We start from the raw sequence: 22,285 nt of genomic DNA, 5'->3' as shown, positions 1-22,285 counted from the left end.
AATCCCGCGAAAGCAATCTGAGCGAAACTTTGCACGTTATTGCGGCGTCCCCATTCCCCCCGGCTAATCCGCCACTCCGACATTTCGGACCACCTTTCGACCGCACACGCTCTTTCGCGCACACTCGGGTCGGGGTTAGGATCGGACCGTGCCCTTTTTTTATGACAAATCTTTATTCCGGGACTGAAGGTGAGCAAGGCGTTTCATCCGTTGCACAGCGTCTGGCGTCGTCTCCCGGTCGAACAGAGACGCCGCGGCTTCGCCGCGCTGACCGCCGCGCTGGCCCCCAAGGTCACGTTACCGCCGCCAATATCGGACGGCTCCGTGATCGTCGGCGGCGAACTCAACCGGGACTCCGGGCTGGGCGAGGGTGCGCGCATCATGCTGCGGGCTCTGGAAACGTTCAACGTGCCGGCCACGCCGTTGCGCGCCGGGCTCATGGAAGGAACGGATCGCGCCCAGTCCAAGGGCGGTCATTCAGGTCAGTCTCCACGACCAGCCCTGGTCCTGCATGTGAACTCCCCGCATCTGCCTGCCGTTCTGCTCCGCCTCGGGCGGCGCTTCCTGCGCGGGCGGCGCATAGTCGGTTACTGGGCCTGGGAGTTGCCGACGCTACCTCCACTTTGGAGCGCCGGGGCAGGATGCGTGCATGAAGTGTGGGCGCCTTCGGCGTTCAGCGCCAGAGCCATCGAACCACTGGCGCCGGGACGTGTGCGTATCGTGCCTCATGCACTGGCTGCGGCGCCCATCCTTCCGGCGTACCTCGACCGCGCCGCGTTCGGCCTGCCGGAAGACGCCGTCGTCGTGCTCGTATCGTTCAGCCTGGCCTCCAGTTTTGAACGAAAAAATCCGCTGGCGGCGATCCGGGCGTTTCGCGCAGCTTTCGGAGACCGCCGCGACAGGATTCTGGTGCTCAAGATCTCGCACGCCGATCACTACGCCACCGATATGCGTGTGCTGCGCGAGGCTACTGGCGGCGCGCAAAACATTCGCTTCGAAGAACGACTGCTTCCGATCGCGGACTCCTACGCCCTGACGCGTTGCGTCGATATCGTGCTCTCCCTGCACCGCAGCGAGGGTTTCGGCCTCGTCCCCGCAGAGGCCATGCTGCTCGGGCGCACCGTCATCGCCACGGATTGGTCCGCCACCGCTGAATTCATCGACACGGATTGCGGCCTGCCGGTCGCCTTCAGACTGATCCCCGCGCGCGATCCGCGCGGTGTGTTCGAGGCGCCAGAGGCGCAATGGGCCGAAGCTGACCTCCATTCGGCCGTCAGCGCGTTGCGGCGCGCTGCTGACGACGCGGCGCTACGAACGCGGCTGGGAGTGAACGCCGAGATCGCAGCGCGTGAACGCTTCTCTGGCGCGGCGCTCCTCGACGTGGCGCGTCGCCTTGCCGCGCCGCCGGGCCATGCGCCATGAGCCGCGTGCTCATCTGGCAATGGGGCCGAAGAGGCGGCGGGCCTCGTTTCGCACTCGACCTTGCCCGGTCGCTTCATAGCCTGCCGAAGCAGGAGGTTCTTTTTTCTCCCTCACGTCGCGCGGAGATTCTATCTGTGCCGGCCGCACAGACGTTGCCCCTCTGTCCCGTCGACACATATGACAGCGTCTGGGGGTTAGCCGGACGGCTCCTGACCGCTCCAGTCATGCTTTTGGGACTGCGGCGGAGGTTGTCCTCATGGCGGCCGGATTTCGCGATCTGTGCAATGGTCGGGCCACTGGATCTGCTGATGGCTCTCATCCTGCAGCGCCTGCGCGTGCCGTTCGCCGTGATCGTGCATGACGCGGTGACGCATCCGGGAGACGGATTTCCACTGCAAATGACATTGCAACGCGCGCTCCTGCGTCGGGCGGACGTCATCGTCGCACTGACCAGGCATGTCGCCGCGCAATTGCGAGAGCAGCCGACGACCAGAATGAAAGATATCATCGTCGCGTCGCACCCCCCGTTCAACTATGACGTGCCTCCGCCAGACTCGGCCCGCCTCCGCGAACCTGGACCTTTGCGGCTACTGATGTTTGGGCGCCTGCTCCCATACAAGGGATTCGGGATGCTAGCCGAGGCGCTGGCCGATTTTCCGCCCGAACTTTCATTTGAATGTCGCATCGTTGGCAAAGGGCCGGACTCTGAACCGTTGCGGACGCTGTCGTCGGTACCGCAGGTTACGGTTGAAAACCGTTGGGTTCCGGAAGAAGAAATCGGATCACTGGTCGAATGGGCCGACGTGATTGTCTTGCCTTACACCGAGGCCAGCCAAAGTGGCGTAGGCGCAATCGGCCTCGCCGCCGGACGATGGATCGTCGCGACGAATGTAGGCGGGTTGACAGAGCAGTTTCGTAACCAGCCGCAGGCCGCGCTCTGCGACCCGAACGCGTCGTCGCTCCGCGCGGCGCTGATCCGCATGATCAAGGCTCAGCCGAGGCCTCCGGTTCCACTCTCCACAGAGAATGATACGGCCTGGCGCGCTATGGCGGAACAGCTTCTGGTCGATCTGGCGGCACACGGCCTGCCCGTATCCGGATCAATAGTTTCCGGCGCCGCCGCTTCAGAGGCGTCTCATCGTGAGATTACAACGCAAAACCAAGGGAAGATTGGCGTCAACATATAGAACGGAGAAGACATTCCTTGTTTCGCTCCCCTCTCACGTGTTCAGTGCGATTTTTTATATGCTCACCTTGGCGAGCGCCCTCCATTTCTCGTTATCGCCATCTCCACTCCGCGACGTAGCGCGTTGACGTCCCGCCATCTGAAGGCGACCATAGGCTCGACAAACGCAACACTGGCGATACGGCATGGTCTGACCAACAGCGTTGCATTGGATGGAGGGCGTAGATGCTCGATTCTTTGCGTTCCTGCCCGACAGCGTGCGTTCTTCTAAAGAGTCTTGCGGCGCTCTGCGTGTTGACCGTACCATGGTGGAGCGGCGCCGCTGATGCTCGTATGGTCGCAAAACCCGTCACATGGACTTTTGAAAACGCCCGCTTCAGAAGCGTGCTGGTCTATGACGACGCGATCACAGCAAAAAGGCCGGGCGTGCTCATGGTCCCGGCGTGGTTCGGCGTCAACGACGCAGCGATCCGTAAGGCGGAAGATATCGCAGGCAAGCGTTACGTCATTCTTCTGACCGATATGTACGGGGAGACCATTCGTCCCCGCAACTCTGACGAGGCGCGCGCGGCGACGAAGCCGCTCCTGTCGAACCGTGGCGTGATGCGGCGGCGCGTCAACTTCGCGCTGGAGCAACTACGCAGTTACGCCGACAGCGCGCCGATAGATCTGACCCGGATGGCCGCGATCGGCTTCTGCTTCGGCGGCGCCGCCGTTCTGGACCTCGCGCGCAGTGGCGCCGATATATCGTCCGTCGTGTCTTTCCATGGCAACCTGACGACAGACGACCCGGATTTGGCGAAACAAATCCGCGCGCGCGTGCTCGTGATGAACGGAGCGGACGACGCGACAACGTCACCAGATTTCGGCGCCTTTACGCAAGAGATGCGTCGGAGCCCGGCGCCGTGGGAATTCACGGTTATCGGCCACGCCGTCCACTGCTTTACCGAAACGGAAGCGACCGCCTCCGCTGGTCTTTGCCGTTACGACGCGCACGCCGCAGCCCAGTCCTATTCGCTTATGAGCCAATGGCTGGAAGACGGTTTCTCCAGCGCAAAATAAAAGCGCTGCAGCCCGCAATCAGGCGTCCGTCATATGCTTGAAAATATGTATTTCCCCGCGCCCACAGAACTGGTCGTCAACTGCGAGGGCCTCCGTCAGTTTCGGCGCGATTACGAGACGCCCCGAAGCCAACGCGCCAAGCATAGTCGTCGCTGCGCGCTCTCCCTGCGCCAACACCCCGAATACTTCCGCCCCGTAAGCTTCGGCAACGGTCCGACAGTAATCGAGAGCGCCTGAAAAAATTTCCTCCAAAACAGAAAAGTTTTTCTGAGACACGCCGCCAGCGCCAAAAACCGGTCGCGGCGGGATGGAATCGTCATAGCCCATTGTCTGGCCGTGCGGCGCCGTCAAAAACGCCTCGATCATCAATCCGCACACGCGCTGGAACCTGTCCCCGGCCGCCCCTTCAGCGAGCAGGCCGAATGCGAGGCCTCCCGTTTCCTCGACGCTGGCGGCCAATTGCCCGGTCGCCATGTACAACCCCGCGAAACGCGCGCCGGTCGTCTCTTGCACGCGTCGTTGAATGGTGGCGCTGTATCCGACGTCGACCATTCCGTACAGCGCAGAACCATCCGTACGAATGCCTAAAGACTCGCAATATACATGTAATCGAGCAGCGTTTTTCCGTGTCTGCGCGAGAATGTCGCTGCGCAGCAAAGTGATGATCGAGCGCGCCTTGTCGAATTCGTCTGGCGTCACGATCCGCATGGCGCGCAGAGGGCTATCGGGACTAACCGTATATCCCAGACGAGCGTCGAGCATCCCGGCCATCGTGCCGCGAAATCCCTCACCGATCTTCACAAGACCGAGCGGATCGCCGTTGCGGCTCAGGGACGCGCTGTTGGCGACCCGTCGCGAACAACAAAAATAAACGCCCTCTGGCAGGCCGGGAAGCCAGCGCGCACGCACTTCCTGATAGAGTTTCAGAAGGAAATATCCTTCGCGCGCGAGAAAGAATATTTTCTCGACCCGCGCGGTCGCCGGGTGCTGCGCCAGCTTGCTCATGAAACACAACAACAACGGACCGAATAGCACCTTTCCCATTTCAGAAGCCGACGATAGCGTCAAAGTGCGTGCGACCCCGCCACGCTGCGGGGATGGGAAAGGAGAACCGAAAGTCTCCGCCACGAAGGGGCCAAGCAGAATCTCCGCCGCCAACGCTTCGTCCGACCGATCGATCCTTACGCCCTCATCGCTCACATATTCCTTGCGCGCTGCAGCGAAAATATCCGCTTCCACAGGGTTTACGCGCAGCAAGGAAAGCGCCGACGGGACATGAATGGTCTTCACGCCGCGTTGCGCTGGATTGAACAGATCGGACCGTTCGTTATCTCCGACATGCAGCAATCCGTCGGCGCCTTCAGCGGAAACGACAAGGTCCCACATATCGCCCCTGTCCTTACGTGCGAAACGCTCGGAAGACAGATAGATTTCATCGACCAGAGCAAGAACGCCCGTCCGGGCGAGGATCGGGTCCAGTTCCGTCCGGCGCAGATAGGTGTCGCTGACCAGAATCACGCGACTCCCCCGCTGGCGGGCGTGACGCAAAACTTCGAGCATGCCGGGGCGAGGTTGCAACTGGCGGGCGTCGAGCTCCTCTTCCCTGCTACGGGCGAAAGCCAGGCTCTCAGCGCTCCAGCCGGTCGCCTCCTCCAATCTGGAGTAGATCTCGTCAAGCCCGACGTCGTCGGTCCAGTCCAGCGCAGCGCGCGCCGTATCCTCGGCGCTTTTTCGGCGGTCGACAAAATTCTGAATTTCCGGATACGCCCGCTCAACCAGCCAGCCAGCATATCGTTGCACCGCGTCAGGCGTCAGCGCGATCCGCTGAAGCAACGTGTCGAAGATATCGAACGAGACGACGCGCGCCTCCTCGACCGCGATTTTCAATCGAGCCGATGAAAACGCTTCATAGCGATCAAAATTACGCCGCCCCCATCCGACGCGGATCAGCCCAGCCTGCGCGTCATATTCGTCGCAACGGAATCCTTCGCCGCGCACAATCACGCCGATAGCGCGCTCAAAAAGCGCCGCCGCGTCAGCAACGCCGCCTCTGGCCGCAACACGAAAATCAGCGTCAGTCCACGCCATGTCGAGAAACGGCGCCAAAGCACGCGTTCGGGCCCAGAACATGCCGCCCGCCGGATAGTCGAAATAGCCTTCGGGACATTGCGCGTCAGGTTTGAGTCGCCGGAGCGCTGCGCGCGCCTGCGCCTCCTGCCCAACCCAGCCAAACGCCCAGTACGGCGTTGCGGACGCAGGCGTCGGTTGCAGCAAACCGAGCGCGGCGTCATCGACAAGGCGGGAGAAAAGGCCCCCGAACGCGTCCGGGTGAGGCAGGAGGTTCTGACGCAATTCGCCAAAGACCGGACGACCATCCGCCCCGACTTCCGTATGAAGGAACAGCGCGAATTCATGATGACGCAACGCATTGCGAAACACACTGAATACCGAGGCGATATTGTATCCCCGCACGGGAGCCGGGCGAACGATCGCAGGCTCCCTGATCCCTGCGCTCTCGGCAATGGCTTCGCAAACGCTGCGCAGTTCCACACTGTCCGTCAGGATCAGCAGCGTATAGTGACACGGCAACGTCGCCAGACGCTGGCAGATCACCTGAAACACCTCTGGTCGGCTGACATGAATTGCGATGGCGAGACTGCGTGGTTGCGACGGCGGCCCCGTCAGCAACGTCGGCTCTACCGGGCCGTCCCCTCCGCGCAGCGCCGTATCGCAAACACCCTCTCCGACCACGCCCGCAGCTCGACCGGCGAGAAGATAATGCAAAAGCGCGTTGTCCACCCCCGCTTCAAGATGCCAGGAGCGGGCGAAGTAACGCGACGGGTCGAACAACGGTCCCGGCGGCAGGCCCTCACGAACCCCGACGGTCATGAAATGATCAAGCGGATCCGCTATGTCACGGCCAGCGTTCGGCAAGCGCGCCTGATACCACGCCGCGTCGAACAGTCCCGAGTCCACAACATGTTCGCGACCATCCTGCGTCATCGTCATTGCGCCTTCTCCATCGGCGTCGTTCTCCGCCGTCTTTTCAGCGGCGCGCCCCCGTTCGCGCAGGAATCATGCCTGCTGCGCCGGTAGCATACAGCGCCGGGACTGTCGCGCCCTGCTCCCGAAGCGCGGCAATCCTGACTTTTCAATCCGCCGCCCTTCGGGCAGCATCCGCCGCCATGAAAGACCTGTCCGACCGCCTTCTCGCCCCCGCCCTTCCCCTGCTCCGGCGCCTCGATCCCGAACGCGCCCACGGCCTGGCGATCGACGCCCTGCTGCTGGGCGCCGGCGTTCCTCCGTCACGTCCGAAGGACGACCCGGCGTTGGCCACACGGGCGTTCGGCATGCGGTTCTCCAACCCCATCGGCATCGCTGCGGGATTCGACAAGGACGCGCGCGTCGTCCGGCCGCTGGCGCAGCTGGGCTTCGGGTTTGTCGAGGCAGGCACGGTTACGCCACGTCCGCAGCAGGGCAACCCCCGTCCGAGGCTGTTCCGGCTGACGCAGGATCGCGCTGTCATCAACCGGATGGGCTTCAACAATCAGGGCATAGACCGCTTCACGGTGCGACTGGCGCGTCTGTATCGTGATCGGGGCACCCGCCCCGGAGCGCCGGTCGGCGCCAATCTGGGCATCAACAAGATCGGCGCAGCGCCCGAACTGGACTACCCGGAGCTGATCGCGCGCGTGAAGCCGTACGTGGACTACATCGTCCTCAACCTCTCGTCGCCCAACACGCCCGGCCTGCGCGCCCTGCAGGATTCCGAACGCCTTGCCGAACTGCTGGCCGCGATCAATGCACGTCATGCGACCCGCCCTCCCCTGCTGATCAAGCTCGCCCCCGATCTGGCGAACGACCAGTTGGCGCCCGTTATCGAAGCTGCGGCGCAGGGTGGGGCGAACGGACTGATCATCAGCAACACCACGCTGGCGCGACCCGCGACGCTGCGTAGCCCGCACGCGGGTGAGACAGGCGGCCTGTCGGGCCGACCGCTCAAGGCGCGGGCGACCGAAATGCTGCGCGAAGCCGCGCGGCTGTCGAACGGGCGGCTCGGTCTGGTCGGTTGCGGCGGCATCGAGACTGGCGCGGATATCGTCGAACGGGTGCGCGCGGGCGCCGACCTCGTGCAGGTCTATTCCGCGTTCGCTTACGAAGGCCCTGCGCTTCTGGCGCGCCTGAAGCGCGAGACGCTGGCGATCCTGCGCGAACTGAGCGTGGAATCGCTGTCGGATTTGAAAGGCGCGGACCTGAAGAACAACGGTGGAGAGAGCCGATGACCGCCCGCCGTATAGAGCGCCTCTCCGGCGTTTCCGGTCTGGCCAACCGTTATGACGGCTACATCGTAGATTTGTGGGGGTGTGTGCATGACGGCGTGCGCCCCTATCCCGGCGCCATTGCGTGTCTGCAGGCGCTGAAATCGGCGGGCAAGCGCATCGTGCTGCTCTCCAATGCGCCGCGCCCGGCGCCTGTCGTGCAGGCCCAGCTTCGCGACATGGGCGTCGAAGACGCGCTTTACGACGGCCTGATGACCAGCGGCGAGTTCACCCGTCGCCTTCTTCTCTCGCGCGATCAGGACGCGACCCTCGCAATCGCGCCGTGGCTCGCGTCACTGGGAACGAAAACGCTGCATATCGGCGGCGATCACGATCTGGCACTGTTCGAGGAGCTTGGTCTGGAACTGGTCGAAACGCCAGAGGAAGCCGACTTTGTCATGAACACCGGACCAGACGAACGGCGTGGAAAGACCGAGTTCGAACCTTATGTCGCAGCACTTGACGCCGCCGCCGCGCGCGGGCTGCCAATGATTTGCGCCAACCCTGACATGGAGGTGATTCGTGACGGAAAGCGCCTTATCTGCGCGGGGCTTCTGGCGAAAATCTACGAACAGAAGAACGGTCTGGTTCACTGGATCGGCAAACCTTTCGCTGCGGTGTACGAACCGGTGCTGGCCATGCTCGATACGCCGCGCGACCGCGTGATCGGGGTGGGTGACGCGCTGGCGACGGACGTGCGCGGCGCGGCAGCGGCAGGCGTGGACGCACTTTGGGTTCTTGGTGGGATCCATAAGGAAAAACTTGGCGACGATCCGGCGTTGGCGCAGGCCGAGGCTGACGCGCAGGGCCTGTCTCCCGTCGCCAGCGTGCCGGGCCTCGTGTGGTAAGACAGGAAGCCTTGCTTCGATGCCCTCTCTGCTTCGGGTAGGCCTGATGCGGAGGGCAGCACTGCGAGCGCAGCTTACTGGCGGCTCAGCCGTCAGACCGGGTATGGCGTGTTCTCATCGGCTTTTATAAACTGACCTTTGCGTCGGACCGGACAGGCAGGAGGAACGCATGACGCGCTCAGCATCGGGACGACCGGGACAGCGTTCGGCGGACAAGTCGTCGCCCTTGACCTTAACGCGTCGGTGGCCGTTCGTAGCGGTCGTCGCTTTTATTGCCGCGCTCTTTCTTGGCGCGGCGGGGCTGCGTCTCATGCTCACGTACAGGACGCCCAATACCGTTGGCGGTCCTTACGCGCTTGTCGACATGAACGGACGACCTGTCACGCAAGACACCTTCCACGGTCGTCAAACCCTGATCTACTTCGGCTACACCCACTGCATCGACGTCTGCCCGCTTACGTTGGCGACAGTGACCCAGGCTCTGGACTCGCTCGGCCCTGTCGGCGCCGCGATCACGCCGCTGTTCGTTACTGTAGACCCTGAACGGGACACTCCCGCCGTAGTGAAAAGCTACGTCTCCACGTTTTCACCCGATATCGTCGGCCTTACCGGACGTGGCGCCGATATCGACCGAATGCTCCGCGAATTTCACGTCATGGCGAACAGACGCACTCCCCGGAGTGGAGAAAAGCCCGACGCCTATCTGATGGACCATAGTTCCGTGCTCTACCTTATGGACGGAAGCAACCAGCTTATGGGCGTGTTGCCTGTGGACGCGAGCGCCGAGCGACTGGCGGCGCAACTGACTCAGTTGACCGCTTCCAGAAAGCCGGGCTGACCTTCCAATGCCACGCACGGCTTTCTGTGAACGCGATGCCAGATCTACCTGCTCGCAGGGTGACGTCGCAAAACAACACTGATTTTTATAGGAAATATCATGAATTTCCTCTATCAGAATGAAAAACATCAGTTCTCGCAAAGGTCCGTCTGCGGCCATATCGGCGCAGAAATTTTCTGTATGCGCAGCATACGCCCATACAAGCCAACGGCGCTCTGTATTAAAAGGCTCCGTGCGTCTTCAACCTGCTGGACAGGTACAGACGGTTCATCAACCGCAACTCGTCCGGCGCGCCGGGCGTCGAGATAACCGCGCCTCGCGTCATCCCCAGCAGAATTTTCATATTGTTAACGAGAACCGCTGAAATATCATCAGCATTTTTTTTATCCAGACGCGGCGCGCACACGCGCAACGCTCCCGAGACGCCCGCCAGAGCATGAGCATGCAACCGGCGCCGAAAATCCGCCACGTCTTCGCGCATATCCATCAGGGCAGGAAGGGATTTCACCTGCGGATAGATCGACACCAGAAACTCTATCAGCATGTCGGCCAGTTCATCCGGCGACCTCCCTGCAGCACGCTGCTCCAGCGCCGCATACGCCTCCGTCAGGATCGCAAGGTGTTGGTCTAGCAACGCCCCCGCCACCGCGTCCTTGTTTGGAAAGAAGCGATAAAGCGAACCTATTTTCGCCCCGGCTCGCGCGGCGATTTCCGCCATTGTCGTCGCTTCGTAGCCGCGCTCCTCAATGATGTCCGACGCTGCGCCCAGCAATTCAGCCACCCGCTGGCGCCCGATCGCCCGTTGCGGCGTCAGAGGCGCTCGATTTTTTCCGCTTGACGAATTTGAGTCCATACTCAAATAATGCTCCTACTTGAACACACCCTCAAATTCTACCCGACCGCTCCTGATCGAACAACGCGCAGGAGCGCGAGCGCCATGCCGGAGCAGAATGGATGATTTCTCTACTCGCCTCCACGACCGCCCTCGTCCTGATCGATCTCCAGAAGGGCATCATGAGCTATCAGCTTGAGCCGCATGCCAGCGACGCCATTCTCTCTCGTTCCAAACTGCTGGCGCAACGTTTCCGCGCCGCCGGGGCGCCAGTCGTACTTGTGAACGTCGCGTTCGCCGCCGACTTTGCGGACGCAGTAAAAACCCCAGTGGATCGTTCCTTGGCTCCGCCAGCGGGCGACCGCCCCGAGAATTGGTCCGAGCTCTGTGACGGCATGGCCGAGCCCTCCGACCTGCGAATCACAAAAAGGCAATGGGGCGCATTCTATGGAACGGAGCTTGATTTGCAGCTCCGCCGGCGTGGCGTCACGACGATCGTTCTGGGAGGCGTCGCAACCAACATGGGCGTCGAATCCACGGCGCGGGCCGCACACGAGCATGGATACGGCGTCGTGATCGCGGAAGATTTAACATCAAGTCTTTCAGAAGACATGCATGATTTCGCCTGCGATAGGATCTTTCCGATGCTGGCGCGCGTCACGGCGAGCGACTCTATCGAACTGACGAATTGAGGAAAAACCGTTCCGCCAGAGCGACAACAGGCGCGGCCGTTGCCGGCGCACTCTGGAGGAACGGTTTCCAGGCGAACGCACCGACGCAGCCCTGCAAGATATTTTTTCTTATGATAAAAATCGATTGTTAAAAATATTTCTAGAAAATATAAGAGAATTACGACAGAGACGAACACAGCTTCATAATCAAACGAAAAAATCCTGCGTACGCGGCAGTGCTGGCGCCGAAAGATGTAAAGTATCCTCGCCGAAGCATATTTTCGTGGCGACGCTTTCACCGCGTCCCGGACACCTATTGCGCCAAAGATCGAGCAGCCAGCTCCCCGATCCTGCGTTGGACGACAGGATCGCCGCCGCCCTCAAGAAACCAGAGCGCCGAAAGGCCGCTCCATGCCTGTATCCATCGCAGCAATCTTCGGGAGTCGATGCCTGCAAGGCTGGAGACCTTGCGCACGCGACGTTCAAACAACTCGCTATCCACCGCAAATGGTCGATCCGGGTCAGCAAGGTCTGGATTCAGGAACATGGCGGCATAATCAGCAGTTCGCTCACCCCAAAGCGCCTTCGGATCTATCGCCAGCCAGCCGCGCGATCCAAAATCCAAAATATTGCCGTGATGCAGATCGCCATGCAAAGGCACACCGGCGCTCTGCTCGCTCAGCAACAATCGCGCCAGTGTCGAGCATTCCACGATCCACGCTTCATCCGTCTGCGATAGATTGAGCAAAGAGGCGAACCAGTCTTCGAGCCGCTTCAGGGATGGAATATCCCGCCCCTGGCGCAGATGCAGGCGCGCGGCCGTCGCACAGAGAAGCGACGTCGCTTCGTCATCGCTTCCTTCGTAAACAAGCGCCGCAAGCGAGCGATCTCTGGAGGCGCGCTCAAGCAGAATGACGCCCAGGTCATGCTTCAGGACGGGCGCGGCGCCCGCACCGCCCCACCACGCCATCAACGCGGCGCCTCGCTGCTCGTCGGGATCGGCGGTGACCTTCAACATTGCGGCGACGCCATCGCAAGTTACTGGCAGGAGATACGAAGACGCCGTTTTCAAAGGCGCTCCGTCTTCGATCAGATTCCACCGGGAAATACAAACGCTCGCTTCATGCTCATGGACGGACATTCGCTTCATCGCCCGATGCTATCGCGCGAGGACGGGTCGCGCCACAGCCGAATACGAGCGCCATGAGCTGACCAAATATCATGTCTTTTTCAGTATGACGCTCGCCACGACAATCAATAGCAACGACGCCCCAAGTTCAGGCAGAAGAACGCCCAGCGCCGTCATAACGACAAGAGATCCCACGCCAACCCGCTGGCTGGCGAGCGGCGACGGAGCGCCCAGATGACCAGGCGTTTTACGCCGCAGCCACAGGATCGTCGCAGCGACGCTCATAGTCAGCAAACCCGTTGCGACGAACAGATTGAGCACCTGATTGGCCCAACCGAACAGTTGTCCTTCATGCGCGGCGACGCCGTAAGCGACAACGCGATCAGCCACGCCTTTCGAAGAAAATCGTTCCATGGAGAGGACCGCTCCCTTCGCATCGAGAAGGGCGCTGACGCGGCGTGGTCTATCCTGCGTGTCCGAGCGCACACGCCATGGCGCGCCGATGCGGGCAGGCGGCGTGACCAGAACGGGAGCAGGAAACCCCAGACGTCGGCTTGCGATGACCACTGCGTCCAGCCCTGCAAGCGGATCTGCCGATGGCGATATCGCGGTGGTCGACCGGGCCATATCCATGCCCGACATATCCATGTCGCCCATGTCCATGCCCGGCATTCGCTGAATCGCACCAGAATTTTCCGCGGGGTGTCCGACGATGACGTCTCGCGCTGAAACCGCTCCTATTTCCCAATCCTGAACCGAGGCCAGTCTACCCACGGTAGTCTCAACCCGAGCCAGCGCATGCCCCCATACGAAAGACCACGGCAACCCGGAGACCAGAAACAGCGCCAGAAACAGGGAAATCCAAAGGCCTGTGACGGCATGCAAATCGCGCCACCGCGCACGCGCCCGGCCGACGCGGGGGTAGAGCACTCCTCCACCTCGCGCGCCGCCTCGCGGCCACCACAGATATATCCCGGTGACGATCATCACGATCGTCCACGAGGCCACCATCTCCATGATCACTGAACCGACATTTCCCAAAAACAGTTGCCCATGCAGCTTGAAGACAATGCGTTCGAAGCGTGATTCTTCCGGAATTTTCTTGAGTATCGAGAGGGAAGACGGATCGACGTAAACCCGGATCGCTTCGCCAGCATGGTCGACGACGACGCGCGCCGCGCTGCCGACGCCTCGCGGAAGCTCATAGGCGAGCAAGCGCCCGCCAGGAACGGCGGCAAGCGCCGCGCGCACCTCCTGCGTCGGCGACGCCACAGGCCCTGTGACGGAGAGATGATCGAAGCGCCAGTCAATCCAGTCGTCGATCTGCGGTTTGAACAGATAGACTGAGCCGGTCAGGCTGAGAAACGCCACAAACGGAAGACAGAAAAGTCCCGCAAAGAAGTGCCACCGCCAGATGGTGCGGTGATCTGGCCATAGGGAAAATTGTTTTGGCTTCATTTTAATTTTCCCTCAGAATCTTACGCGCACGCCGCCCATGAAGGCGCGTGGCGATCCTGCGTAAATTGATCCGGTTTTTCCAGCCAGCGTCGCGGCCCCGGCCTGTCGCCCACTGCTCAGCAAGCTGTCGGCAATCACCGTGGCGCCCGCAGCGTAAATCTGGTTTGTGACGTTCTGCACCTCGAAATAGCTATGCAATCGATGCGCCCACCCGAATCGTGCAGGAGGGTCATAATGAACCTCGAGATTCAACAAGGCATAACCGGGAACCTTGAGAATATTGGCGTTGTCGATCCACATATCGCTGCGCCATGCGACTTCCGCGAACGCGCCGAACCCTTCAAAAACGCCGTCGGGCTGATCATACATTACACGTGCGTTCAAAAAATGCGGCGCCACGCCGGGGATATAACGCCCCTTTCGCGAGAAACTGCGCGACACGGCCCCGCTGGTCAGCGTCTCCGTGTAGTTCGTGTAGATCTGATCGTCATAGGTGTAGGAAAGCTTGAGCTGCAAGCCGGGCAGGCGCGTGCGTAGCGGGCGCCAGGTTGCGCCCAGTTCGACGCCTCGGTGTTCAGACGCTGGCGCGTTGAAGGTGTAGCTTCCGGCGGCCGTGTTGACGCCTGCGGACTGGCTGACAAACTCGTTGTGATAAAATTCGTAGAACCCCGTCGCCTGCACGTCGATATCGGCCGAGGGGCGCCACTCCGCGCCCAGATCGAAACCCAGACTCGTTTCACTCTTCAGGGATGTGTTGTTTCCATAATTTCCCTGAGGGGTTACAAAAAAACTCGAATATGACGGCGTGGCGTAAGCCGTGCCGACGCGTGTATGCAGGGTCCATGCCTTCGATGGGGCGTAGACCACAGACGCCTCCGGGGCGAGATTGAAGAAATATCTGTTCGCCGTAACATATTGCAGTGAACGCGACGACGCCCCGTAGGCGTAGAGCGTCTCGACCGCTCCGATATCCGAGTATGTGCCGCCCAACCCCACCACGGCCCGCCATTTGGGCGCGAATTTCCAGTCTTCCTGAAACCGCAGACCAATGTTGAACTGGTGTCCATAGGACGTCGAGTTCAGTGCGCCGCGCGTCGCGCCGCCCTGCGGCGTCAGGTTGTACACCTGATACCCGTAATCCATGTAATCGAAATTCGCGCCGACGAAGCTTGTTAGCGGCGTCGCGCCGATGTGGCCACGATTCGTAAGATCGGTCTGCACATTATAGGAATTGAACGGGCCGACGAAAGCTGTAGTCGAGGTCGGTTGATCGACATGGCGCTGATCATAGGTGAACTGCGTTCTCCACTGGGTCTGCGCGTTGAAATCGTGTTCCCAGCGCAAACCAACAATCGTCCGGCGGTCAAAGCGACCAAGACCCGCCCGCTGCGGACTCGTCGCCTGAGTCGCCCCATAACGCCCGTTGCTCAACAGGTTGACCGAGGCGCAGCCGTTCGCGGCGCTGGCTGCGTTCGCGCATCCCCGCTGATAAGGATTGGCCAGATACTGCGAGAGAGACAGACGCAGCGGCAGAAACGTATCTGTGACGTTATTGATCACCTTCAACACAAGGCGGTCGGACGGCGTCAGGACAACACGCAATCTCATGTTTTCGGTAGAAGTCGCATAGGCGCTGTTCGGTATAAATCCATTTCCCCGAACATCGCTGCCGAAGAGCATGAAATCATATCGGCGGTTCCCCGCGCCCAGCGTGACGTAGTTGTTGATCATCCCGAAGCTGCCGAAATCAGACCCCAGTTCGACCCCGTGAATGTCGGCGCCGTTGCGCGTCCGGAAATTGATCGCCCCATTGATCGCGTAATTTCCATAAAGGGAAGACGCCGGTCCCTGAAAGACGTCGACGCCTGCATAGGCATGCGGGTCTATCAGATCCGCACGAGCCGTGCCGTCAGGCTGGGTGACGGGAAAACCATCCTCCGTCACGGAAAGGTTCTTCAGCCCGTAAGACTGTCTCGCGCCTGAGCCACGGACGGAAATCACGGTGTCGCGCGGCCCGTTGCCCTGCATCACGGTCACGCCGGGAATGGTCGCCATCATGTCGGCGGCAGTCTGCGCCGAACGATTGGCGAAATCACTGCGTTCCGCGCTGTAGGTCGTCTGTCCCGTTGGCCGCGCCGCGACCGACAGCCGGTCCACGCCGTTCACGGTGATCTCTTCCGGGCGCGGCTCCGGGCGGTCCGATTGAAGGCGGGGTTTGGATTTTTGCGGCGCGCGGCCCTCTGAAGAGGCTGGAGCGGCATGTGTGGACCGCGACGGCGGGCGAGGGCGAGCGGCGGACGCTCTGGCGGAGTCCGGCTGAAGCATAGCCAGCGCGAGTGCGCCGACGACCGCGCTGACGCGACGCGCGTCTTCTGTGGTGCGAATCATGATTGTCTGACCTGAACGAAACAGAAATACCCCGCGCCTCCGTTCGAGCGGACACGCGGGTTACGAAAACTCGTTTCAGATCAGACTGGCGGTCCCTGCGGGTAGAGGCTGGCGACGCGTCGCAGTGGCGGCCCACGCACCGGCGGAAAACACCAGACGCGGACGCACGGAACACAGAACGTCAGAAAAAGCAGAGCGAACGCTGCGAACGCCGGAGCTGGATTGTCGAGCGCGTCGCCCAGCAGGAATATCCCATCGCCCATGTCGGAAGGGATGTGATCGTGCGGAGTTCCATCACCAACGTGCTGACTGTCGCACAGGAGGGACAACGCCGCGACACGCGCCACGGGATCGTCGGGAGCGGCTTGCGGTGAAACGAGACCGCCGAAACTCAACCGCGCCATCAAGGCGAGCAGAACCAATGGCCAGCAGGCCAATATCCGGTTCATGAACTGCGTCCCGCCTCGCATACCCGCACTCTTAGAGAGTTTGAGGCGAGTTGCCCAGAGTGGCGACGCCCGCACGGGCGCGGAAGAAGTCGCCTTTTATGAAAAATGATCGAAGAAGGACCAGCCGACAACTTTCGTCAGGCAGGTGGAAAAGACGCCAATCTTCGCCTTGCTCCGCATTACGATTTAGACCGCAACAAGCGCCGCCAAGATGACAACCCAAACAGCAGACTAGACTCTTTACGGCCTGACAGAGCGACTTTCGTCTTTCGACACGACGCTCACCCCCGCTTACGACGCCGACAACAATATGCCTCCATTCCCAGATCCCCACCAGTCCATTGATATGGCTTCAGCGCATTGCTCGGACCGGTGGTCGAACGTCTCTAAACAGACTCAGGATGGTCCGTTAACGACGCTTCGACGCACGACCGCGCGATATCTCTCTCGCGCAATCTACGTGCAGAATCTACCTTCACGCTTCGCCCGGCGGCGTCTCTGCGAAGAACGTCCTGATCTCTGCCGCCGCTGCGACCAGCCCCATCCGCTGCGTCCGCACGCCGCTGGGGAATGCGCTGAGCAGGCGCGACGGCGTGCGACGCTCCAGCAGCACAAAAACGCCGCGATCTTCGCGGGCGCGGATCAGACGGCCGAACGCCTGCCGCAGGCGTAAACGCGCGATCCGTTCGTCGTACAGTCCCGGCGCTCCCTGAGAGAGATGCAGCCTGCGTTCGCGATGCAGAATATCCGGGCGCGGCCACGGCACCCGCTCGAACACGACCAGCCGTAGAGCGTGCCCCGGCACGTCGACCCCGTCGCGCATGGCATCCGTCCCCAACAGGCAGGAATCGGTTTCTGTGCGGAACACGTCGACCAGCGTGGTGTTGTCCATCGCATCGACATGCTGCGCGTACAGCGAAATCCCCCCAGCTTCCAGCGGTTCGGCGATGCGACGATGCACCCCGCGCAATCGCTCGATTGCGGTGAACAACCCCAGTCCCCCGCCGCCCGAGGCGAGGAACAACGTGCGATAGGCGGCGGCTAGCGCCTCCACATTGTGATGAGCGACGTCGCTGACGATGAAGACGCGGGTCTGCGCGGCGTAATCGAAGGGGCTTGCCAAAGCTGCCCGCACGGCTGGCGCGGGCAGATGATTGACGCCCACACGCGACTCCGCAGCCTCCCACGCGCGCTCGACCTCATCTCCACTTTTTGCACCGGTCTCGTCACGCAACGTGGCCGAAGTGATCAGCAATCCGTGCGCGGGTGCGGCAAGGACGGCCGCGAACGGAATGGTCGGATCGAGCCAGTGCTGATGCAGGCCGACGTCCAGTTCGCCGCGCCGCTGTCCTCCACGCGCCGTCAGACGGATGAAGCGAATAAACTGCGGCGTGATCCCCTCTTCGGGCGGCGCCGCAAACGCGCTCAGCATTGCGACCCAGCCGTCGAGACGCGACAGCGCGCGGCGGCGCAGCGTGCGCGTCATCGCCTCGATCCGCCCGCGAGAGGTCGCGTCCAGCGTGTCGGCTTCTTCGCTGAGACGATCCTGCAGGCGGTCGACCAGCGTGCGCAGAGGTTCGGCGACGCGACCAAAGGCGCGAGAAAGCGCCGACGCCGCTTCAGCGAGTCCAGGAGTAAGGGGATACAGATCACACTCGCGTCCGTTCAGCGTCGTCCGGCTAGCGCCGGCGGTACGTGCGAGCACCTGCCCCCGCAGCAGGGCAAGAAACGCCTCCGTCGGATTGATCAACTCCGCCTCCGAAGCCTGTGGCGACGAAAGAGCGAGCACGCCCCACCGGTCGTTTTCGGCAGCCTCCTGCGGCTCCCCGACGTCTTCGTCAGCCAGGGAGAGCCGCGCCGACCACCCCGGCGCCGGCAAGGCTTTCGCCGCCAGAAGCGCGGCGTCGAGCGGCGTCTCCAGCCGCGGGGACCCGACCACCAGATCATCAAGACGTCGCTTCAGCCCCCGCGCGCGGGAGCGACTCCCTTCTGCCCCCAGAAGCCAGCGCCGCAGTTCGGCGGCTTCCAGTCCTGACAACTCCAATGAAAAGGCGCTGTCCGCCGCATCGGCGACGTGATGCCCCTCGTCAAGGACGTAGCGCGTCGGTACGCCGTCCTCGTCATTGGCCGCGTCGTCCGGATTGGCCGCACCCTGCTGCGCCCATGCAGCCTGCGACATGACAAGCGCGTGGTTCGCCACCACGAGATCGGCCTCCCGCGCGCGACGGATCGAATGCTCGACGAAACACCGCTGATAATGCGGGCAGGCGCCGTGGATGCATTCGCCGCGCCGGTCAGCGACGGCCGTGACGATGGCGTGACCGAAAACCTCTCCGAACCAGCCCGGCAGGTCGCCTCCGAACAGGTCGCCTTCAGACGTCGCCAGCCCCCAGCGCGCCAGCAGGGAAAGCGCGATCGTGACGCCGGCTCCGCGCGTGGGCGCGGCGTTGACGACCTCCTCCATGTTCAGCAGGCACAGGTAGTTCTCCCGCCCCTTGCGCAGGACGATCCTGCGGCGGCGCGCGGCGGCGTCAGGGTGCAGCCGCGCCGTTTCGCTTTCGATCTGCCGCTGGAGATGGCGTGTATACGTGCTGATCCAGACCGCCCCGCCATTACGTTCCGCCCACAGGCTGGCTGGCGCGATATAACCCAGCGTCTTCCCCGTACCGGTGCCTGCCTCGGCGAGAACCACCTGCGGCGCTCCCCGGCTTTCGCGCGGCGCGAAGGCGTTGGACGCGACGCCCGCGAAATCCGCCTGCCCCACGCGGGTCTCCGCCCCCGGCCCGAGGATCGTCGCAAGCCGGGCGCGCGCTTCGGCCGGCGTCACAGGCCGAGAGCCCGGCGCGGGACGTGGCGGCGTCTCCTCCCATTTCGGCAGCGCCCGCCATATCCGCATCGCGTCGCCGGGCTGCATGGCCGATCGCGGCGTAGGTCCCTCGAGATCGAGCGCCTCCATGACCGCATCGCCCCACATCCACCCCACCGCACGCAGTCTCACGGCGAGCGCGTTCGTCATCTCCCGCGTCTCTCCCGGGGGCATGCCGCGCAGATCAGCCAGCAGCCGCGTCGCCAGACTGGGCAGGCGATCAACGTCAACCGGACCGTCCGCCATGCCTAGCGCGAGCGACAACCCGAGTGGCGTAGGGGCGGCCGGATGCGCCGGATGCACGAAGGCGAACAGCTCCAGCAGATCGAACCACGGCGACGGTTGCCCCGGTGGCGGCAAACCGAGCTTGCGCGCCGCTTCCGGGGCATGAACAACCAGAGGCGGCCCCGCTTTCGCGGCGAGAGCAAGCGCGCCGTCCCGATCCAGCGACAGCAGTTCTCCATCAGGCGTCAGGCAGGAAAACGAGCCGTGGCGGGCGATGATGGCTGGCGCGTCATAGGGGGAATAGGCGGACATTGCCGGCAGTCTAGCGAAAGACGGCCGGACGGTAAGTAGGCTCCTGTCTGAACGGGCGGGCGGACGTGACAAAGAGCCGCGGTCCTCCCGTCGCAGAGCATTCCCCAAAGGCGTCGGCCTTCACGGACGCAAGGAGCCTGCGGCTGTGGCGCCCACCGACGCAGATGTGGCCGCCGCCAAAGCCGCTGCTACGATTGCCGATCGCCGCCCCGCACCCTTTCCCACGTGGCGAGCGCGCGCCGACGAGCAGCTGAGTGATCGACAATGGGAAGCGGATAATTAGCGGGCCGTGTGCCGGGACTCTCCCACGGCGCATGAATGTCCTTGTCCGAAACCGATTTCAGCTCTGGAACCCATCTGCGGATATAGGCGCCCGACGGGTCGAATTTCCGCGATTGCAGCACCGGGTTCATGATGCGGAAGAACGGGGCGCTGTCCGCTCCCGTCCCGGCGCACCACTGCCAGTTCAACGCGTTGCTGGCAGGATCGTAATCGGCCAGCGTTTCGGCGAACCATTGCTCTCCAAGACGCCAGTCGATCAGCAGATGCTTGACCAGAAACGATGCTGCGACCATCCGCACCCGGTTATGCATCACGCCCGAACGCCAAAGTTCGCGCATGCCCGCATCGACGAGCGGATAGCCCGTCCGTCCCCGTTTCCACGCCTCCAGCCCCGACGGGTCGTTCCGCCACGGCAAGCCTTCGAATTCCTCGCGCAGAGCATGGCCATCAAGGCTCGGATGCTCCCACAAGACTGACCACGCGAAATCCCGCCACCCAAGCTCCGCCAGAAATTTGGCGCGCGCAGCCGCATGGGCCAAACCGCCGGGTGCGTCGCTTACGGCGTTCCACACCTGTCGGGGCGTGATCTGTCCCACACGCAGATAAGGCGACAGGCCAGAGGTTGCGTCGCGGTCGGGAAAGTCTCTCTCATCCTCGTAATGGCCGAGGTCTTCAGCGACGAACCGGGCGAGGCGATCCTGCGCAGTTGCTTCGCCGAATTCATGATGCGCATCCAGCGAGGACGTCCACGCGGGCCATGAAAGCTGCTCCTCCTGCGCCCCGGTGACTGACCCGGCAAAAAACTTGAATTCTCGCGGCGCAGGCAGAGGCGGCCTTGGCGAACCCGCTTCGCAGGCGGCGCGCCAATAGGCGGAGAAGATTTTGAACGGCTGCCCCGCGCGATTCTTTACGGTCCATGGTTCATGAAACAGCGCGCCCGCGAAGCTGTGCGCCTCGGTTCCACACGCAGCGAATTCCCGCTTCAAACCGGCATCTATCTCCCGTCCGATCGGATCGTAGCGCCGGTTCCAAAACACTGCGGCAGCGCCAACGCGCACCACGATTTCCGGCAACAGGCGCGCCGGATCGCCCGTGAATACGTGAACGCCGCCGCCAAGTTGTCGCAGGTCCGCATCAAAACGCGCCAGAGTTTTTTCGCGAAACCAGTCCGCAGCAGTCATGCCGGACGAGCGCTCGGTTCGGATATAGACCAGCAGGAGCGGCGCCGCAGTCTGCGCCGCCGCCGTCAGGGCCGCGTTATCGGCGAGGCGAAAATCTTCGCGGAGCCAGACGATGGCAGGTTTGTCATTCATTATTCAGCTTTTAGGGCAAACCGGAACAAAGAGTAATCGGTCGGCTCCATGAAAACGCCCATGAATCGACAAACGGGAACACGCAGGACGCCCTTTCCCGAAGAGCGCCCCGATGAACGTCTTGAAGACGGATCTCATGTTTGAGAGTCTGCGATTTATATCACCTCGCCCCGACGTCAGCAGGATGGAGGCTATGCCGTTACCGCCGTTCGACGCGCGGAATACTGACACTCCTCAATCGATTCTGAAATTTTGCGCAATTTTCTGATTTTCACAGCGATACCATTCAGGAGGATCCGCAACAGGCTCTGGAATTTTCCAGGAAGCGCATCGCACCGCTGGCAAAAATTCCCGAACCGCCATGCTCGCATTGCGTTGTCATTTCAACGCAAGCGCTACACACATGACATTACATTATGAAATTACGTGGGTATAAATAAAAATTATAATAAACAATCAATTACCCGTTCTACAGAAGCCAAAAACGCCGACACTCACCATTTGACGTCTTAATTTATCCACAAACGCATAGAAAAATTCAAGTGTGGCGCTCCTGAGAAAAGCGCGGCCGGCTCTCTTGATCAAGGGTCTCCGAAGCGAACGACTGGACGAACGCAGCGTTTGCACGCTGACGGCTGTCATGCGCGACAGAGACGCTCATGATGCCGCGGCGGGTTTCGCCTCT

At 62.0% G+C, this 22,285-nt stretch carries 15 protein-coding genes; 7 read left to right on the top strand and 8 right to left on the bottom strand.

Annotated features, from left to right (window positions below; translation table 11 throughout):
• The first annotated feature begins 189 nt into the window (after nucleotides 1–189).
• From J2D73_RS03325 to J2D73_RS03315, 3 genes are all read left to right on the top strand, one after another.
• Complete coding sequence (locus J2D73_RS03325; RefSeq protein WP_207879362.1) at nucleotides 190–1,422, top strand: glycosyltransferase; 1,233 nt, start codon at nucleotides 190–192, stop codon at nucleotides 1,420–1,422.
• Entirely contained in the window at nucleotides 1,419–2,609 is a 1,191-nt protein-coding gene (locus J2D73_RS03320; RefSeq protein ID WP_207879360.1) for a glycosyltransferase family 4 protein, read from the top strand. The genes J2D73_RS03325 and J2D73_RS03320 overlap by 4 nt, the downstream gene beginning before the upstream one ends.
• A 224-nt stretch (nucleotides 2,610–2,833) precedes the next feature.
• Entirely contained in the window at nucleotides 2,834–3,670 is an 837-nt protein-coding gene (locus J2D73_RS03315; RefSeq protein WP_207879358.1) for a dienelactone hydrolase family protein, read from the top strand.
• An 18-nt stretch (nucleotides 3,671–3,688) separates the two neighbouring features.
• Here the strand turns inward: J2D73_RS03315 and J2D73_RS03310 are convergent, their stop codons facing one another.
• Nucleotides 3,689–6,679, bottom strand: a complete 2,991-nt coding sequence (locus tag J2D73_RS03310) for a rhamnan synthesis F family protein (RefSeq protein WP_207879356.1) — start codon at nucleotides 6,677–6,679, stop codon at nucleotides 3,689–3,691.
• 176 nt (nucleotides 6,680–6,855) lie between these two features.
• Here J2D73_RS03310 and J2D73_RS03305 point away from each other — a divergent pair, with 176 nt between their 5' ends.
• The 3 genes from J2D73_RS03305 (at nucleotide 6,856) to J2D73_RS03295 (ending at nucleotide 9,675) form a co-directional block, all read left to right on the top strand.
• Nucleotides 6,856–7,953, top strand: a complete 1,098-nt coding sequence (locus J2D73_RS03305) for a quinone-dependent dihydroorotate dehydrogenase (RefSeq protein ID WP_207879667.1) — start codon at nucleotides 6,856–6,858, stop codon at nucleotides 7,951–7,953.
• The gene (locus J2D73_RS03300) at nucleotides 7,950–8,837 is read left to right on the top strand and encodes a TIGR01459 family HAD-type hydrolase (RefSeq protein ID WP_207879354.1); all 888 of its coding nucleotides are present in this window, start codon (nucleotides 7,950–7,952) and stop codon (nucleotides 8,835–8,837) included. The genes J2D73_RS03305 and J2D73_RS03300 overlap by 4 nt, the downstream gene beginning before the upstream one ends.
• A 169-nt stretch (nucleotides 8,838–9,006) precedes the next feature.
• Complete coding sequence (locus tag J2D73_RS03295; RefSeq protein WP_207879353.1) at nucleotides 9,007–9,675, top strand: SCO family protein; 669 nt, start codon at nucleotides 9,007–9,009, stop codon at nucleotides 9,673–9,675.
• Nucleotides 9,676–9,895: 220 nt separating this feature from the next.
• Here the strand turns inward: J2D73_RS03295 and J2D73_RS03290 are convergent, their stop codons facing one another.
• The gene (locus J2D73_RS03290; RefSeq protein WP_207879352.1) at nucleotides 9,896–10,528 is read right to left on the bottom strand and encodes a TetR/AcrR family transcriptional regulator; all 633 of its coding nucleotides are present in this window, start codon (nucleotides 10,526–10,528) and stop codon (nucleotides 9,896–9,898) included.
• A 101-nt stretch (nucleotides 10,529–10,629) separates the two neighbouring features.
• On the opposite strand from J2D73_RS03290, the gene J2D73_RS03285 reads away from it, so the two are divergent.
• On the top strand, nucleotides 10,630–11,199 hold the full coding sequence (locus tag J2D73_RS03285) for a hydrolase (RefSeq protein WP_207879350.1): 570 nt from the start codon (nucleotides 10,630–10,632) through the stop codon (nucleotides 11,197–11,199).
• 292 nt (nucleotides 11,200–11,491) lie between these two features.
• Here J2D73_RS03285 and J2D73_RS03280 read toward each other — a convergent pair whose 3' ends face one another.
• The 6 genes from J2D73_RS03280 to J2D73_RS03255 all read right to left on the bottom strand — a co-directional run bounded on the left by J2D73_RS03280 (nucleotide 11,492) and on the right by J2D73_RS03255 (nucleotide 21,600).
• Nucleotides 11,492–12,319, bottom strand: a complete 828-nt coding sequence (locus J2D73_RS03280; protein ID WP_207879348.1) for an aminoglycoside phosphotransferase family protein — start codon at nucleotides 12,317–12,319, stop codon at nucleotides 11,492–11,494.
• 78 nt (nucleotides 12,320–12,397) lie between these two features.
• Nucleotides 12,398–13,765, bottom strand: a complete 1,368-nt coding sequence (locus J2D73_RS03275) for a PepSY-associated TM helix domain-containing protein (protein WP_207879347.1) — start codon at nucleotides 13,763–13,765, stop codon at nucleotides 12,398–12,400.
• A 12-nt stretch (nucleotides 13,766–13,777) separates the two neighbouring features.
• Nucleotides 13,778–16,153 (bottom strand): TonB-dependent receptor family protein, encoded by a 2,376-nt coding sequence (locus J2D73_RS03270; RefSeq protein WP_243429604.1) that lies wholly within the window; start codon nucleotides 16,151–16,153, stop codon nucleotides 13,778–13,780.
• An 80-nt stretch (nucleotides 16,154–16,233) separates the two neighbouring features.
• Entirely contained in the window at nucleotides 16,234–16,602 is a 369-nt protein-coding gene (locus J2D73_RS03265; protein WP_243429603.1) for a hypothetical protein, read from the bottom strand.
• Nucleotides 16,603–17,077: 475 nt separating this feature from the next.
• Nucleotides 17,078–20,005 carry an ATP-dependent DNA helicase gene (locus tag J2D73_RS03260; RefSeq protein ID WP_207879344.1) on the bottom strand — a complete coding sequence of 976 codons (2,928 nt, stop codon included), beginning with the start codon at nucleotides 20,003–20,005 and terminating at the stop codon, nucleotides 17,078–17,080.
• A 188-nt stretch (nucleotides 20,006–20,193) separates the two neighbouring features.
• Nucleotides 20,194–21,600 carry a cryptochrome/photolyase family protein gene (locus J2D73_RS03255; RefSeq protein ID WP_207879342.1) on the bottom strand — a complete coding sequence of 469 codons (1,407 nt, stop codon included), beginning with the start codon at nucleotides 21,598–21,600 and terminating at the stop codon, nucleotides 20,194–20,196.
• Between the last annotated feature and the right edge of the window lie 685 nt (nucleotides 21,601–22,285).

The sequence above is a fragment of the Acetobacter sacchari genome, assembly GCF_017377715.1.
Classification (GTDB): domain Bacteria; phylum Pseudomonadota; class Alphaproteobacteria; order Acetobacterales; family Acetobacteraceae; genus Acetobacter; species Acetobacter sacchari.
The sequence above is the reverse complement of the archived record's forward strand: the minus strand, read 5'-3'. Positions and strand labels throughout refer to the sequence as shown.

What these genes read in the sequence shown, in the direction of transcription:
- J2D73_RS03300 (WP_207879354.1), top strand. Translation starts at nt 7,950, where the DNA reads ATGACCGCCCGCCGTATAGAGCGCCTCTCCGGCGTTTCCGGTCTGGCC.
- J2D73_RS03295 (WP_207879353.1), top strand. Translation starts at nt 9,007, where the DNA reads ATGACGCGCTCAGCATCGGGACGACCGGGACAGCGTTCGGCGGACAAG.
- J2D73_RS03255 (WP_207879342.1), bottom strand. Translation starts at nt 21,600, where the DNA reads ATGAATGACAAACCTGCCATCGTCTGGCTCCGCGAAGATTTTCGCCTC.
- J2D73_RS03270 (WP_243429604.1), bottom strand. Translation starts at nt 16,153, where the DNA reads ATGATTCGCACCACAGAAGACGCGCGTCGCGTCAGCGCGGTCGTCGGC.
- J2D73_RS03290 (WP_207879352.1), bottom strand. Translation starts at nt 10,528, where the DNA reads ATGGACTCAAATTCGTCAAGCGGAAAAAATCGAGCGCCTCTGACGCCG.
- J2D73_RS03275 (WP_207879347.1), bottom strand. Translation starts at nt 13,765, where the DNA reads ATGAAGCCAAAACAATTTTCCCTATGGCCAGATCACCGCACCATCTGG.
- J2D73_RS03285 (WP_207879350.1), top strand. Translation starts at nt 10,630, where the DNA reads ATGATTTCTCTACTCGCCTCCACGACCGCCCTCGTCCTGATCGATCTC.
- J2D73_RS03310 (WP_207879356.1), bottom strand. Translation starts at nt 6,679, where the DNA reads ATGACGATGACGCAGGATGGTCGCGAACATGTTGTGGACTCGGGACTG.
- J2D73_RS03320 (WP_207879360.1), top strand. Translation starts at nt 1,419, where the DNA reads ATGAGCCGCGTGCTCATCTGGCAATGGGGCCGAAGAGGCGGCGGGCCT.
- J2D73_RS03260 (WP_207879344.1), bottom strand. Translation starts at nt 20,005, where the DNA reads ATGTCCGCCTATTCCCCCTATGACGCGCCAGCCATCATCGCCCGCCAC.
- J2D73_RS03265 (WP_243429603.1), bottom strand. Translation starts at nt 16,602, where the DNA reads ATGAACCGGATATTGGCCTGCTGGCCATTGGTTCTGCTCGCCTTGATG.
- J2D73_RS03305 (WP_207879667.1), top strand. Translation starts at nt 6,856, where the DNA reads ATGAAAGACCTGTCCGACCGCCTTCTCGCCCCCGCCCTTCCCCTGCTC.
- J2D73_RS03315 (WP_207879358.1), top strand. Translation starts at nt 2,834, where the DNA reads ATGCTCGATTCTTTGCGTTCCTGCCCGACAGCGTGCGTTCTTCTAAAG.
- J2D73_RS03280 (WP_207879348.1), bottom strand. Translation starts at nt 12,319, where the DNA reads ATGTCCGTCCATGAGCATGAAGCGAGCGTTTGTATTTCCCGGTGGAAT.